The sequence below is a fragment of the Shimia aestuarii genome, from assembly GCF_900114635.1.
Classification (GTDB): Bacteria; Pseudomonadota; Alphaproteobacteria; order Rhodobacterales; family Rhodobacteraceae; genus Shimia; species Shimia aestuarii.
In genome coordinates this window covers 751,249-764,304 of sequence record NZ_FOTQ01000001.1, presented here as the reverse complement: position 1 = coordinate 764,304, position 13,056 = coordinate 751,249, and the positions used below count along the sequence as shown (strand labels likewise).

General features: G+C 64.5%; 16 protein-coding genes. 1 reads left to right on the top strand and 15 read right to left on the bottom strand.

All coding sequences use genetic code 11. From position 1 onward, the window contains the following. Positions 1-43: 43 nt before the first annotated feature. The 15 genes from plsY to BMZ35_RS03835 all read right to left on the bottom strand — a co-directional run bounded on the left by plsY (position 44) and on the right by BMZ35_RS03835 (position 12,146). Positions 44-649 carry a glycerol-3-phosphate 1-O-acyltransferase PlsY gene (plsY, locus tag BMZ35_RS03905; RefSeq protein ID WP_093091052.1) on the bottom strand — a complete coding sequence of 202 codons (606 nt, stop codon included), beginning with the start codon at positions 647-649 and terminating at the stop codon, positions 44-46. After that, entirely contained in the window at positions 649-1,923 is a 1,275-nt protein-coding gene (gene pyrC / locus BMZ35_RS03900; protein ID WP_093091050.1) for a dihydroorotase, read from the bottom strand. Before pyrC ends, plsY begins: the two co-directional genes overlap by 1 nt. Continuing rightward, positions 1,920-2,474: an MFS transporter gene (locus BMZ35_RS03895; protein ID WP_093091048.1), complete on the bottom strand. Its 555-nt coding sequence runs from the start codon at positions 2,472-2,474 to the stop codon at positions 1,920-1,922. Before BMZ35_RS03895 ends, pyrC begins: the two co-directional genes overlap by 4 nt. Continuing rightward, a complete protein-coding gene (locus BMZ35_RS03890; RefSeq protein WP_165609997.1) occupies positions 2,471-2,899 on the bottom strand; it encodes a hypothetical protein in 429 nt (142 codons plus the stop codon). Before BMZ35_RS03890 ends, BMZ35_RS03895 begins: the two co-directional genes overlap by 4 nt. A gap of 8 nt (positions 2,900-2,907) precedes the next feature. After that, positions 2,908-3,471 (bottom strand): hypothetical protein, encoded by a 564-nt coding sequence (locus tag BMZ35_RS03885; protein ID WP_131814322.1) that lies wholly within the window; start codon positions 3,469-3,471, stop codon positions 2,908-2,910. A gap of 100 nt (positions 3,472-3,571) precedes the next feature. Continuing rightward, a complete protein-coding gene (locus BMZ35_RS03880) occupies positions 3,572-4,528 on the bottom strand; it encodes an aspartate carbamoyltransferase catalytic subunit (protein WP_093091043.1) in 957 nt (318 codons plus the stop codon). Between the two features lie 159 nt (positions 4,529-4,687). Beyond that, complete coding sequence (locus BMZ35_RS03875; RefSeq protein WP_093091041.1) at positions 4,688-5,359, bottom strand: nitroreductase; 672 nt, start codon at positions 5,357-5,359, stop codon at positions 4,688-4,690. A 20-nt stretch (positions 5,360-5,379) separates the two neighbouring features. Next, a complete protein-coding gene (locus BMZ35_RS03870) occupies positions 5,380-6,486 on the bottom strand; it encodes a TFIIB-type zinc finger domain-containing protein (protein ID WP_093091039.1) in 1,107 nt (368 codons plus the stop codon). Between the two features lie 46 nt (positions 6,487-6,532). Then, positions 6,533-7,066: a cytochrome b gene (locus BMZ35_RS03865; RefSeq protein WP_093091037.1), complete on the bottom strand. Its 534-nt coding sequence runs from the start codon at positions 7,064-7,066 to the stop codon at positions 6,533-6,535. Continuing rightward, positions 7,063-7,461: a Rid family hydrolase gene (locus BMZ35_RS03860; RefSeq protein WP_242654724.1), complete on the bottom strand. Its 399-nt coding sequence runs from the start codon at positions 7,459-7,461 to the stop codon at positions 7,063-7,065. The genes BMZ35_RS03865 and BMZ35_RS03860 overlap by 4 nt, the downstream gene beginning before the upstream one ends. A gap of 12 nt (positions 7,462-7,473) precedes the next feature. Beyond that, positions 7,474-8,604 (bottom strand): SPFH domain-containing protein, encoded by a 1,131-nt coding sequence (locus BMZ35_RS03855; protein ID WP_093091033.1) that lies wholly within the window; start codon positions 8,602-8,604, stop codon positions 7,474-7,476. A gap of 30 nt (positions 8,605-8,634) precedes the next feature. Next, a complete protein-coding gene (locus BMZ35_RS03850) occupies positions 8,635-9,525 on the bottom strand; it encodes a DUF2927 domain-containing protein (protein ID WP_093091031.1) in 891 nt (296 codons plus the stop codon). Between the two features lie 26 nt (positions 9,526-9,551). Continuing rightward, a complete protein-coding gene (locus BMZ35_RS03845; protein WP_093091029.1) occupies positions 9,552-10,751 on the bottom strand; it encodes a toxic anion resistance protein in 1,200 nt (399 codons plus the stop codon). 22 nt (positions 10,752-10,773) lie between these two features. Next, positions 10,774-11,637, bottom strand: a complete 864-nt coding sequence (locus tag BMZ35_RS03840; protein WP_093091027.1) for a 5-bromo-4-chloroindolyl phosphate hydrolysis family protein — start codon at positions 11,635-11,637, stop codon at positions 10,774-10,776. Positions 11,638-11,951: 314 nt separating this feature from the next. Then, a complete protein-coding gene (locus tag BMZ35_RS03835) occupies positions 11,952-12,146 on the bottom strand; it encodes a SlyX family protein (RefSeq protein WP_093091026.1) in 195 nt (64 codons plus the stop codon). Positions 12,147-12,246: 100 nt separating this feature from the next. Between BMZ35_RS03835 and BMZ35_RS03830 the strand changes: the two genes are divergently transcribed. Further along, on the top strand, positions 12,247-13,050 hold the full coding sequence (locus BMZ35_RS03830) for a crotonase/enoyl-CoA hydratase family protein (protein WP_093091024.1): 804 nt from the start codon (positions 12,247-12,249) through the stop codon (positions 13,048-13,050). Positions 13,051-13,056: the final 6 nt, after the last annotated feature.

The following is a 13,056-nucleotide window of genomic DNA, read 5'->3' as shown; positions in this document are numbered from 1 at the left end:
CGGAGTATTTCTGGCAAAATGAAGGGGTGGGGCCGCGCAGGGCCTATTTCTTGCCGATCTTCGGTTCGGTTCCGGCGCGCAGGCGGCGAATGTTTTCGCGGTGGCGCCAGAACACGATCAGGGTGAGCAGGACGCCAAGGAAAAAGGCCTGTGAATGGCCGAGAAAGACCATCCAGATCGTGCTGGTCGCGGCGGCAACGAGGGCAGAGAGCGACGAGATGCGCGTGAGCGCGGCGGTGGCGAGCCATGTCAGGCAGCAGGCGATGCCGACCGGCCAGGCCAGTGCCAGCATGAGGCCAAGGAAGGTGGCGACGCCCTTGCCGCCCTTGAAGGCGAGCCAGACCGGGTAGCAATGGCCGAGAAAGGCCGTCAGGCCAGCCAGTTGGGCGGCATCTTCGCCTGCGATGGCGCGGGCGAGCAGGACGGCGACAGCGCCCTTGCCGCCATCCAGCAGAAGGGTCAGCGCGGCGGCTTTCTTGGAGCCGGTGCGCAGGACGTTGGTGGCGCCGATATTGCCTGAGCCGATTTCGCGCAGGTTGCCGAGACCCATGGCGCGGCTGAGAACCATGCCGAAGGGGATCGAGCCCAGGAGGTAGCCGAGGGCGGCCCAAAGTAGCAGGACAAGGGGGGCGCTTTCGAGGGTGGGCATCAGGCTCTCCGGTAGACGGGGGTGCCGCCAACATAGGTTGCAAGCACCTTACCCTGCATGCGCTGGCCGTCAAACGGGGTGTTCTTGGATTTTGATTGCAGCTTGGTGCGGTCAAGGATGAACGGGGCGTCCGGGTCGAAAAGCACGAGATCGGCGGGAGCACCGGAGGTGAGGCGGCCTGAGGGCAGGCCCAGCCGGTTGGCCGGATTGAGCGACATGGCGCGCCAGAGTTCCGGCAGGGTGAGGTGGTCGGCGTGATAGAGGCGCATGGCGGCCGGGAGCAGGGTTTCAAGCGCAACGGCGCCGGAGGCGGCTTCCTCGAAGGGGAGGCGTTTGCTCTCTTCGTCCTGCGGTGTGTGCATCGAGGAAATGATGTCGATCAGGCCGGATTTTACCGCCGCCACGACGGCAAGCCGGTCATCTTCGGAGCGGAGCGGCGGCTTGATCTTGAAGAAAGTGCGGTAGTCGGCGACGTCGAGTTCGTTCAGAGTCAGGTGATGGATCGACGTCCCGGCGGTGATGTCGAAACCGTTTTTCTTGGCGCGTTCCAGCGCGGGCAGCGCGCGGGCGGTGGTGATTTGGTCGGCGTGGTAGCGCACGCCGGTCATTTCCACGAGGGCGATGTCGCGATCCAGCCCCATGCGCTCGGCCATGGGCGACACGGTGGGCAGGCCGCGCAGGGCGGCAAATTTGCCCGACGTGGCGGCGGCCCCCGACGACAGGCCGGGTTCCTGAGGATGCGAGATGATCAGCGCGCCAAGGGCGCGGGCATAGGTCATGGCGCGAGTCAGGACCTTGGTGTTGGTGACGACATGGTCGCAATCGGTAAAGGCCACGGCCCCGGCATCGAGCAGGAAGCCGAACTCGGTCATTTCGCGGCCCTCGCGGCCCTTGGTAAGGGCGGCCATGGGCAATACGTTCACCGGCGCGGCCTCGTTGGCGCGGCGCTCGACGAATTCCAGTGCCTCGGGGGTGTCGGTGGCGGGCAGGGTGTCGGGGCGGGTGATGATGGTGGTCACACCGCCTGCGGCGGCGGCAAGACCGGCGGTCTTGTAGCTTTCCTTGTGGCGCTCGCCCGGTTCACAGACCTTGACGCCGATATCGACGATGCCCGGCGCGAGGCATTTGCCGTTGCAGTCGATGGCTTCGTCTGCTTGGGGCGCATCGCCTGTCCCGCTGGCTGCGATCGTTCCGTTTTCGACCAGCAGCCAGCCGGAGGCGTCGGTGTTGGCTTCGGGGTCGATCAGGCGGGCGCTGGTGAAGAGCGTGCTCATGTCTTGTCTCTTTCCGGGTCTGCGGATTTCTGGCGGTCGATGTCCTGCACCTCGCGCATCAGACGCAAGACGTTGCGTCCGTCGGGGATGCGTTCGAAGCCGATCTTGGTGCGGCTGACACCGTGTTTTTTCGTCTGGGTGATCTTTTCGGCGAAATGGATGGTCGCGAGGTCTTCGTCATAGAAGGAAAACACCGTGCCCGCGTTGATCGGGTAGAAGTCGAGCTTTTTGCCTTTGAAGGGGATGTCCGTGGCGATGAAGGCGCGCTTGTCGGTGAGCGTGTACCACGTATGGCGCCGCCGCCATGTGGGCCAAAATACCGGGCCGAGGGCAATGGCAACGCCGACGCCGAAATGCAAAAGGCCGAACATCCAGAAGAAACCGCCTGCCAGCGATGCCATGACCATCCAGAACAGCGCGAACCCGGCAAAGAACAGGCCGAAGATCAGCGGGAAAACAGCCCCCCAGTCAAAGGCGAACGCGCCGTCGGGGCGTCCCTGCCAGAGGATTTTCTCGCCCGGATCGAGGATACCGTCCCAGCCGTCGCTCATGGGTGCCCCCCGACGCTAGCGCGCTGGATCGCGGCGATGGTGGCCTTGGGGGCGGTCTGATACTTGATCAGGTATTTGTCGCCGGAATGGGTGACGATCTGGACCACGGAGCCCAGCGTGTTGAGTTGCTTGATGCTGCCCAGTGGGATGGCGCGGGTCATCGGGCCAAGGATGCGCTGGTTGGTAAGGTCCCAGCGTTCGGAGAGGGCCTCGGACATGAGGTAGAAGGCGCGCACTGCAACCGCCGCGAGGCCGCCCACGGCGCCGGTCCAGACATATGGGTTGCCCAGAAGCCAGAGGATGACCATGCCCGCGCCCATTGCAACGGCGGCCATCCACGTATTGGTGCGCACATAGGTGGCGCGGTCGGCACGGAAGCTTTGCAACACCTCTTCGCCGTCGGCGAGCGGGGTGGTGGGAGTCATGGAGGGGCTCATTTGAGAACTCCGTAGAAGATCAGACCGATGATGATCGCGGCAAGCGGCAGGGCAAGAATGGCCAGAAGCACGTTGAGATGCGGATTGGGCTTGGCCGGTTCGGGGGCTGCGCCGGAGACCGGGGCGCCGGAGGCTGCTGCGCTGGGCAGTTTTTCGTAGATCACGGGCGGGCTGTCTTCGGCGAAGCTCCCCAGATGGGTGACGCCGGGGCCGGGGGTGAGCGTGGCCGCCTTGCCGCCAAAGGCGCGCGAATAGAGGATCAGGACCGGGCCGTCAAAAGCGTTGAGGCGCATTTTGGCGGCTGCGAGGGTTTCTTCGGCCACGCCGCCGCCGTCGCGCAGGTAGCCTGCGAGGCCCAGTTCCCCAAGCACGTCGGTTTCGAAGATTTCAAACCCGCCCTCTTCGAGCCAGTCGAGGCCGACCAGCATGGCGACGGTGGCCTGCGGGCTGGGGTCGGTCTGGCCGGGATTGGTGAGGCGGGCGAGGTCGCGCTCGGGCATGTCGAGCGCAAAGACGCGGACCATGCCGCGTTCCTGCTCTGCGACAGAGAGCGCGCTCATCCGGCCACCCAGATCATCACACCCACCAGCGCGAACATCACGATCAGCGCCACCATGGCGACCATGCCGGAGGCGCGGGGGTCTTTCGGGTCTTCGTCACTCATACCATCACCCTGGGTTTGGCGCGGGCCTCGTGCAGGTTGCGGGCGAGGAGGTCCATCGCGGCCATGCGGACGGCGACTCCCATTTCGACCTGTTCCTGAATGACCGAGCGGTTGATGTCGTCGGCGATCTCGCCGTCGATCTCGACACCGCGGTTCATGGGGCCGGGATGCATGACGATGGCGTCGGGCTTGGCATAGGAGAGTTTCTCGGCGTCGAGCCCGTAGCGGTGGTAATATTCGCGTTCGGAGGGGATGAAGCCGCCATCCATGCGTTCTTTCTGAAGACGCAGCATCATCACCACGTCGACGTCGCGCAGGCCCTCGCGCATGTCTTCGTAGACCTCGGCGCCGAACTCGGCGAATTGCGCCGGGACAAGCGTGGGTGGGCCGACAAGGCGGATGCGGTTTTCCATTTTGCCCAATAGGATCAGGTTCGAGCGGGCGACGCGGGAATGGGCGATGTCACCGCAGATGGCGATATTCAGGCGGTGCAGGCGGCCTTTGGAGCGCCGGATGGTGAGGGCATCGAGCAGCGCCTGCGTGGGGTGTTCGTGGCGTCCGTCACCGGCGTTGAGTACCGCGCAGTTCACCTTTTGCGCCAAGAGGTCGACCGCGCCGGAATGCGGATGGCGCACGACCAGCAGGTCGGGGTGCATGGCGTTCAGTGTCATCGCCGTGTCGATCAGGGTCTCGCCCTTTTTGATCGAGCTGGCCTGCATCGCCATGTTCATCACGTCCGCGCCAAGGCGTTTGCCGGCGAGTTCGAAGCTGGCCTGCGTGCGTGTGGAGTTTTCAAAGAACATGTTGACCTGTGTCAGGCCGGAAAGCGCGTCGGAGTGTTTCTGTTCGCGCCGGTTCAGATCGGCATATTGATCTGCGAGGTCCAGAAGCGTGGTAATCTCGGTCGGGTGCAGCGGTTCGATTCCGAGAAGGTGCTTTTGGCGGAAGGTCATGGGCCGTCACTCCGTGGCTGAACTCAACCGCTTATAGGAAGGGTGCGGGCGCGGGGCAAGGTGGGGAGAGGGGGCCAGCCCCCTCGTTTGATAATGCAGGCATTTTCAAACCCACCCCCGGGGTATTTTCGGAAAAAGAAAGTGCCGAGGGCGGGTGGATCAGCCGCGCCAGGTGACGAGATCGTCGAGCGGGGCGCGTTCGGTGCGGAATTGGTTCGCGGGATGGTCCGTGTCGGCATAGCCAAAAGAGATCGCCGCGAGCACTTTGAAATCCTCGGGGATGTCGAAAAAGGCGCGCACCTCGTTGGCGTAGAAGGCCAGCGCGGCTTGCGGGATGGTGGCAATGCCCTGGGATTGGGCGCTGAGGCAGAAGCTTGTGATAAAGCCGCCGCAATCGAGCGCGCCATAGGTGCCAAGCTCGCCCGCCGACGCGATGAGGGCCACGTGGGGGGCGCCGAAAAAGCGGTAATTTTCGCGCATCTGGGCGCTGCGGGCGGCGCGGTCGCCGCGTCCGATGCCGACGGCGTCATAGAGCTGCATGCCGCAGGTGCGGCGGCGTTCGAGATGGGCGCCGGTATAGCCTGTGGGCGGGTCGAAATCGCAGGACGAGGACTTGGTGTCGAAGGCGTCGAGCATGGTTGTGCGGAAGGCTTCGGTCTGGTCGCCGCTGGTGAGGTAGATTTTCCACGGTTGCGCGTTGCACCAAGAGGCGGCGCGACCCGCGTCGGTGAGGATGGTTTCGATCACGTCGCGCGGCACCGGGTCCGGGCGGAAGGCGCGGCAGGAATGGCGGGCATGCAGAAGCTCTGTCAGGGCGTCATGAGGGGTCATTTTGTCTGTTCCGGTGCCAGTTACTGGTTTTGGGCGATGATATAGCCAATCCCGGCAGCCACAATGGCCCCGAGCAGCACGGCGAAGGCAATTTTCCACGCCGAATAGGGGCGTTCGCCCTGAACCCGGCCGGTCTGGCCATTGACCACGAAACGGTAGGATTTGCCGTGATACTTGTAGGCGGCCATCCAGACCGGGAGCAGGATGTGTTTGAAGGTCACGTCGCTGACGCTGGTGGAAATCTGGTGGATGCGCTGGCGGTCGCCGCCGATGTCAAAGGCCACGTCGCGCCGGATCACGGCGTCCATATGGGCGCGGGCATACTCATAACCGTCTTCGAGGGAGATCGTGTAGCCTTCGGCCTGAAACCCGGCCAGATATTCGGGGCTGTAGGGTTCGAGCGCGGAGAGGTCCCAGGGCTGCAGCGCGTCGGTGTAGGATTTGGGCAGGGCGCGGGAGGCCAGCACCAGCACGTCGTCAAACCAGCGTTTGACCCGGCCCGAGGCCGGGGTCCAGCGGATTTTCTGGACTTGTTTCTGGACGCGCTTGCCGTCCTGCATCACGGTTTGGGTGACATAGTAGATGGTGCCGCGTTCGCCCGAATAGCTGGACTTGGTGTCGGCGTCATAGGTCCAGTAAGGGACGTAGATGCCATCCATCTTGCGCCCCTTGCGGGCGTAATCCTGAAGGCCGTTTGGCGCAAACCAGAGCCTGCCCAGCCAGTCGTTCATGGCTTTGTGGGCGGTGCGTTCGTCAAGCTGGAAGGGCAGCACGGCGCGCGGTTTGATCAGGCGGTGGGTGCCGGTGTCGACCACGACGGGCGTCGCGCAGAATGGGCATTCGGTGGCATGGGTGTCGCCATCAAAGGTGACATGGGCAGCGCAATTGGGGCAGGTCGAGATGCGAGTTTCGACGATCTCGGCCTGGGGAAGCTGGTCGGCCAGCGCCTTTTTGAAATCGAGTTCCGTGATCGCGGCGGCGCGGTCGCCCTGTTCCATGGGCTCCTCGTGGCCGCAATGATCGCAGACCAGCTTGGCCTCGCGCGGGGCAAAGCGGTAGTCGGCGCCGCATTGGGGACAGGGAAAACGGTGGGTTTCCTGTGGGGCGGGCGGCGGTGTGGCGGACATGAGACGGGGTTCCGGGGGAATATCTATGGAGGCAATGAAAGCAGGATCAGAGGTATTTGTGCAAGGCTTTGGGCGCCATGATGCGCAGGGCGTTGTCCTTGAGGACGAAATGCCGCCAGAGGTGGAAGGCGATATGGGCGATGATCAGGACCAGCAGCGTGTTGAAGGCGATCTCGTGCACTTCCTCGGCCAGCTTGTGAAGACCCTTGGGTGCGGTTCCGGGGGTGATCGGCAGCACGCCGAAGGCGCGGATCATGAAGGGCGCGGCCAGCCCCGTGAGGGCGCCAGTGGCGACCATGATCGGCAGGCCGTATTGCAGGGCCTTGTGCGAGAGGCTGTGAAAGCGTTTGCCCCAGCCGGGCAGCTTGGGACCGGGGCGACCGGCAAGGCCCTTGGACCAGAACATGCCCATCCAAAGCGCGGTGACAAGGCCAAGCAGCATCCCCATGCCGGCATGGGTGGAGAGGGCGGCGCCCTTCTGGGCCGCGCCGCTCACCTCTTCGGGTTCCACGAGAAAGAAATAGAGGATCAGACCGGCGGCGAGCCAATGCAGCCATTTCAGGAGTGTGCGACGGGTCACGGGGCGGTCTCCGATGGTTGGGGCAGGTGGGCGACGATGCGGAATTCGACGCGTGCGCCGGGGCGGCGCAGCCTGGCCACCTCGACGGCGGTCCATGCGGGCAGGGGCTCGTGCAAAATGGCACGTAGGCGGGTGTCGACTGCGGAAAAATCCGCGTCGATATCGGTGTGATAGCTGGTCAATTCGACCACCGAGCCCACCGTACCGCCCGCCGTTCTCAGGATTTCGAGCACCTTGGCGAGGGCGATGTCAGTCTGTTCAGCGGCGGTGTCCGGCATCGTCCCATCCGCCCGGCCGCCCGTGGCGCCGGTCAGGAACAGGAAATCACCCGCCCGCACAGCCGGAGAGAAGCCCGAGGCGGCGACGGCGTCGCGCAGCGCCTTGGGCACGATCACATCGCGCAAGGGTCAGGCTCCGGGGGGTGGGGGCGGAAGGATGGTGAAGAGCTGGGCCAGTTCGGCGACGTCCTCGGCATGTTTCCAACCGTCCTGACCGGCGGTCCAGACATGGGTTTCGCGGGTCAGTTCCCCGGCGGCGGCCATGCGGCCCATGGCGGCCTTGGAGAAGGGACCGCGCGTCTGGCCGTTCTCAGCAATATGCCAGACATGTTCGACCGGGGGCGGCGGGGGCGGTGGAGCCATGGCCGCCTGTGGCGCGGGGGCCATGGCGGCGGCGCGGGCGCCCCAAGGGCCGGTATTGGCCATCTGCTGGGCCATGGCCATGCCCATCCCCATTCCCAGCCCGGCACCCATGCCGGAATTCGGCGTCTGGGCAGCGGCGGTCATGGCTTCCGCGGCGGAGAACTGCGTGTATTTGCCAAGGTCGCCGACGATGCCCATCGAGGTGCGCTTGTCCATGGCTGCCTCGACGGCGGGTGGGAGCGAGATGTTCTCGATATAAAGCTCGGGCATGGAAAGGCCGTATTCGGCCAGCGTGCCGGAGATTTCCGCCGCCACCAGTTTGCCCAGATCGGCGGTGTTGGCGGCCATGTCCAGAACCGGGATGCCGGAGCCAGCGATCACGCGGGAAAACTCTTGCACGATGATGTTGCGGATCTGGAACGAGATTTCGTCCATTGTGAATTCGCCGTCGGTGCCGACGATCTCGGTCAGGAAGCGGGCCGGGTCGATCACGCGGATCGCATAGGTGCCATAGGCGCGCAGGCGGACCGGGCCGAACTCGGGGTCACGCGCCATGATCGGGTTCTTTGTGCCCCATTTCAGATCGGCAAAGCGCGTGGTGTTGACGAAGTAGATTTCCGATTTGAACGGGCTTTTGAAGCCGTGATCCCAGTGTTGCAGGGTGGTCAGGATCGGCATGTTGTTGGTCTCGAGCATGTAGAGACCAGGGGTGAAGACATCCGCAAGCTGGCCTTCGTGCACGAACACGGCGGCCTGTCCTTCGCGCACGGTTAGCTTGGCGCCGTACTTGATCTCGTGGCCTTCACGTTCGAACCGCCACACAAGCGTGTCGCGGGTGTCGTCGACCCAGTGAATGACGTCGATGAATTCGCCGGTGAGAAAATCGAAAATGCCCATGGGAGAGAGTCCTTTCGGGTGGTCCTGAATTCAGTATATGCGACCCGTCTGTTCGCGGGCCAGTGTTTGGATAACGGGGCGGGCCTGTTCCAGTGGCATGCCGATGGCGAGGCGGTCGTCGTAAAGCATCGACAACAGCATCTCGTCATGGGTGGTCAGGAAGGCGAACTCGTCATCATCGTTGAAGATCGAGGGGCGGGCCTCGGGGCTGTCATTGGCGAGGCCCAGACCCTGCGCGATTTCCTCGTGGATGCAGGATTTGCGCATGAGGTCGGGATGCTCGGCACGGATCAGGGCGATGGCGGTGGTATAGTTGCCCGCGTTGTTGTCCGAGGAGAAGGCGGCCACGAGGCAATGGATATTGCGTGGCACATCCTGGAACAGGGCGCGGGTCGAGGCATTGGCGCCGGGCACGATCTGGCGCAGGCGGGCGTCGATCGTTGGGTTGTCGTCTGCACTCATCACGAGGACATGGAAGTTGGGGCGACGCGCGGACATGGTGATCGGATGGCCGGTGATTTTGGCAAGGCGGGGGACATAGGCGTTCACCGTGGCCTTGTCGGTGGCGCGAATGGATTCGGGCACCGAGGGGCCGAATTCGACATTGACGCGTACCGGACCGGACCAGCGGCGCAGGGTTCCCGCGCGCCCGTTCGACGCACGCAGACCCCGGTTCAGGGCGTATTCATCATAAAATGCGATGCGTTCGAAATTGCGGGCCAACATGTCCGGGGTAAAGGGCGTGTCCGGTCCGCCGCCATCGGTGCGTAACAAGCCCCGCGCCAGCAGGTCGGATTGCACATGCGCATAGTAGTTGCGCAGGGATTCGCTCGCCTGCGAGGGCTTGGCCGGCGCCGGGGCCACCGGTTTGGGCGTGGTCGTTGGCACGCTGTCGCAAGCGACCAGCGCGCCAAGGGCCATTGTTGCCAGTATGCTAGCGAGGGGCCTCACGCCTTGGGCACTGCCCCGGCCGTGGTGTCCCCCAGCCCGGTCTGACGTGCCTTGGCGGCGGCCAGCGTGTCGCGCAATTCGGCCTCCATCTTCTTCATCTCCTCTTCGGCGGCGGCGCGGCGCGCCTTGCCTTCGTCGGCAATCTGGAGGCTTTCGTTGATGGTGGCAATCAGGTCGGCATTGGCCTGTTTCACGGCCTCGATGTCGAATACGCCGCGCTCCATCTCTTCGCGCACCATCTTGTTGGTGTCGCGCAGGTTCTTGGCGTTCGAGGTTAGAAGTTCGTTGGTCAGGTCATTAGCGTCGCGCACGGCCGCCGCCGCCTCGGCGCTGCGCTGGATGGTGACGGCCTGTGCCAGCTGGGTTTCCCAGAGCGGTACGGTATTGACCAGCGTCGAATTGATCTTGGTCACGAGCGACTTGTCGTTTTCCTGCACAAGGCGGATCGAGGGCAGGGATTGCATGGTCACCTGACGGGTCAGCTTGAGGTCATGCACCCGGCGTTCGAGATCGTCGCGTGCGGCGCGCAGATCTCGCAGTTCCTGTGCCTTCATGACCTGCGCGTTTTCATCTGCTTCCTGCACGGCGGCTTCGGCGGTGGGAATGTCCGTGGCGTCGAGATCGGCGATCTTGGCTTCGCCCGCGGCGATATAGAGCGCCAGTTCGTCGTAGAAATTCAGGGTCTTGTCATAGAGCAGGTCAAGCGACTTGATGTCTTTCAGAAGCTTGTGCTCGTGGTTCAGCAGGTTGTCGGTGATCTTGTCGATCTGGCCCTGCACCTCTTCGTAGCGGGCGGTGAACTTGGCAAAGGGCGCAGCGCGGCCCAGCAGCTTTTCCCAGAAGGAGCGTTCGCGGCGCACGTCGAGTTCGGAGACGGAAAAGCCCCGGATGGTGGTGACGATGTTGCGCAGGCTGTCCCCGGCGGGGCCGACATCCTTGTTGCGCACATCCTGCAGCATGGCCTGGCTGATTTCCTGAAGCTCGGCCTGCGCACCCGAGCCAAAGGACACGATCGAGTTGGTGTCGCTCATGTCCAGTTCCGCAATGCGCCTGGTGATTTCGGCGCTGAGCGGCGCGTCGGCCTTTTCCAGCGGCACGATGGCGTCGGCGTCAACCGGTTCCGCGAGTTCCACGGCGGTCACGGTTTCCAGCTCGACAAGGGCGGCTTCGGCCTTCTGGCGGGTGGTGTCGGACATGGGGTTCCCCTTTCTGAAAGGATTAGCGCACGCCTTCGCGTTGCAGGCGTTCGCGCAGAACGTCGATTTCAACGGTCAGGTCGCTGCGGTCATCAAGCAGCAGTTTCTGGTTGCGGGAGGCGAAATTCTCTTCGAGGTCATCGAGCAGCGCCTCGTAGTCGGCGCGGGCTTCGGCGTTGCGGGTGCGGGCATAGATGTCGGCGAATTTGACCGTCGCGTCACGCGCACCAAGCAGGTAGACGCCGAGGTAACGGCGGGCCGCCGTGAGGTCGCGTGGATCGTTCTCGACTGTGCGAAAAAGCGCGCGGGCCGCCTGTTGAAAGCGCTCGACGCGCCCCTCGAGCGTGCGGTCCCCTGCGCGTTTGATGGCATCGGACATGGCGCGCAGATGCTCTTCGGCTTCGTCCACGGCGCGGGCCACGCGGTCGGTCTGAAACAGGTCGACACCTTCGAGCCCCTTGTTGCGCATCGGGTCGGGGCCGAAGGCAAGGAAATGCAGGACCGTGCCGACGATACCATAGGCCAGAGGCGCAAGGAGATCACCGCCGGCGGCAAATCCCGCCGCGGCAAGACCGGTCCCTGTAAGCAGAGAACCGAGGATCTTGCGTGGCAGGGCGGGGCGGCGGGCCACCTTGCGCGCGTCGTATGCCTCTTGCGCGAGGAGCCCCTCGCGGGTCAGCCACGCAGCCAGAAGCAGGGTGCCAAGGGCGGCGAGGTTGAGCACCAGCGCGGAAGGGCCATTGCCAAAAGCCTGCCAGATCAGCGGAAGCGGGGCGAGGAACAACAGGTTGACGCGCCCCCCGGCACGGCTGCGCCGCGCGCCCTGAAAGGCTTCGGGCTGGGGCGTGCTGTCGGGGCTGTATTTCCCGCCGAATTTTTGCGCCATCACACGCCTCCTGCGATCGACACATAGAGGATGAGGATGACAAGAAGAACAAACGAAAGCTTTTGTAATCCGGTTCCGGACATGCGTTTGCCCCTTTGTTGAATCCGTTAGAAATCTAGGAACTATGGGGCGGAATGGCTAGGGGGAAGTTTGCGGCGTCCGCGTCAGCAGCGGGAATCCCCGGCCCGCGCCGCGCCCGCTTTTTGCGCAAGATGCCTTTTCCTTCTCAATGCTCGAAAATACCCCGGGGGTGAATTGAGCCGCAGGCTCAAGTGGGGGCTGGCCCCCGCATCCCGATTGTCCCGGTCGCGCGCCTAGTAATGCGGCGGGCGTTCATCCCCCAAAACCACCCCACCGGTGCCTTCGGCCTCGCGGCTGGCTTCGCGTTCGAGAAGCAGGGCGACGCGGCGGGTGAGCAGCGCGATTTCCTGATCCTGACGGGCGACGACGTCGCTGAGGTCTTCGACGGTGCGGGTCAGGTGGGCGATCTGTTCTTCAAGCTTTTCCATGAGGTGTGGCTAGCCCCGGCGGGCAGGCGCGTCAAGCGACGCGGCGTTTTGTTTGCTTGGGGAGACGCTGCGTGCTGGGGTTGGGGCGGGAGGACAGGAGATGACGATCAGCTTGGAAACGGTGGGACGGGTGCGGGTGGTGACGATCCATCGCCCCGAGGCGCGCAATGCGGTGAACCCGGAGACGGCGCGGGCGCTTTACGAGGCGTTTCGGGCTTTTGAGCAGGACGACGCGGTTGACGTGGCCGTGTTCGCGGGCGCCGGGGGGCATTTTTGTGCGGGCTATGACCTGAAGGCCGCGGCCGGGGGAGAAGGCGCGGATTGGCTGTCGCAGGTGCAGATGCCGGACGACTGGTCCGACGCGGCGGCGCAGCCCCTGCCGGGGCCGATGGGGCCATCGCGGCTTTTGTTGTCGAAGCCAGTGATCGCCGCCGTAGAGGGCTATGCCGTGGCCGGGGGGATCGAGCTGGCGGCGTGGTGTGACATGCGGGTCGCGTCCGAGAGCGCGGTGTTCGGGGTGTTCTGTCGTCGCTGGGGCGTGCCTTTGATTGATGGCGGGACCGTGCGCTTGCCGCGTCTCATTGGGCAGGGGCGCGCCAATGACCTGATCCTGACCGGGCGCCCCGTGGGGGCGGTCGAGGCGCAGGCGATGGGGTTGGCGGATCGGGTGGTGCCGGAGGGCGGCGCGCTGGCGGCGGCGCTGGACCTAGCCGAGGGGCTGACGCGGTTTCCGCAGAGCTGTATGCGCGCCGATCACCTGTCGGCGCGTTTGTCGGGTGTTGAGCTGGCGTCGGCGCTGCGCCGGGAATGGGCCTCTTTCGCGGCGTTTGCCGCCGAAGGGGCGGCCGGGGCGGCGCGATTTGCGTCCGGAAAAGGCCGCGGCGGCAGTTTTGGTGACATCTGAAGCAGG